1 protein-coding gene is annotated in these 1,231 nt (G+C 55.0%); it reads left to right on the top strand.

Going from position 1 to position 1,231, the window contains the following annotated elements:
- The first annotated feature begins 63 nt into the window (after window positions 1-63).
- A protein-coding gene (locus ACR0CG_RS23900; protein ID WP_209599478.1) for an IS3 family transposase occupies window positions 64-1,193 on the top strand; the annotation gives its coding sequence in 2 pieces (ribosomal slippage) (window positions 64-307 and window positions 307-1,193; 1,131 coding nt in all).
- The last annotated feature ends 38 nt before the right edge of the window (window positions 1,194-1,231 follow it).

Below are 1,231 nucleotides of genomic sequence, written 5' to 3'. Positions count from 1 at the left end.
TGGACGTGTCGCGGTTTGATGCCGCTCCTTTGATAGCATTTATTGCAGCAAAGGAGATGAACTATGGGAACGAAACGAACGGACGAGTTTCGCGCTGATGCAGTGCGGATCGCACTGACCAGCGGATTGACACGCAAACAGGTGGCATCTGATTTGGGCGTTGGCCTATCGACTTTGAATAAGTGGATTTTGACGCATCGCGACACGGATGTTGTGTCCGATAAGGATCTTGACCTTGCCCGTGAGAACGAACGGCTTCGACGGGAGAACCGCATTCTCAAGGAGGAGAGGGAGATCTTAAAAAAGGCAACGCAGTTCTTCGCGAGCCAAAAGCCATGAGGTTCAGGTTCATCGAAGAACATCGTGACATTTTTTGCGCCAATCGGATGTGTGCCGTTTTGGATGTCAGTTCTCGCGGCCTGCGGGCCTATCGCAGCCGACCTGCCAGCCAAAGGCAGAGAAGCGATATGGTTGTTCTGGCCCATATCAAGGAACAATCCCGGCTCAGCCTGGGCAGCTATGGGCGGCCGAGAATGACGGAAGAGTTGAAAGAACTGGGCCTGAATGTTGGGCACCGCCGTGTCGGTCGGCTGATGCGAGAGAATGGCATCCGCGTCGAACGATCCAAGAGATACAAGGTGACGACCGACAGCAACCACGCTTTCAATATTGCGCCCAACCTGTTGAACCGGGACTTCCGCGCAGATCGCCCCAACCAGAAATGGGTCGGTGACATCAGCTATGTCTGGACCCGCGAAGGCTGGCTCTACCTCGCCGTGATCCTTGACCTACATTCCCGCCGGGTGATCGGCTGGGCGGTCAGCAACAGGATGAAGCGTGATCTGGCAATCCGGGCATTGAAGATGGCCGTGGCACTGCGGCAACCGCCCAAAGGATGCATTCATCACACGGATCGCGGCAGCCAATACTGTTCTCACGATTATCAGAAGCTCCTGCGACAGCATGGGTTCCAGGTATCGATGAGCGGCAAGGGCAATTGTTACGACAACTCCGCCGTCGAGACGTTCTTCAAAACAATCAAAGCCGAGTTAATCTGGCGCAGGTCATGGCCAACACGCCGAGACGTTGAAATGGCCATCTTCCAGTACATCAACGGCTTCTACAATCCGCGCCGACGGCACTCAGCATTGGGTTGGAAAAGTCCGGTCGCATTCGAACGGAAAGTGGCCTAAACGAGCACTTGGGGCGGCACAAAAATGGGACAGGTCCA

Source organism: Ruegeria sp. AB8, from assembly GCF_056542605.1.
The sequence above is the reverse complement of the archived record's forward strand: the minus strand, read 5'-3'. Positions and strand labels throughout refer to the sequence as shown.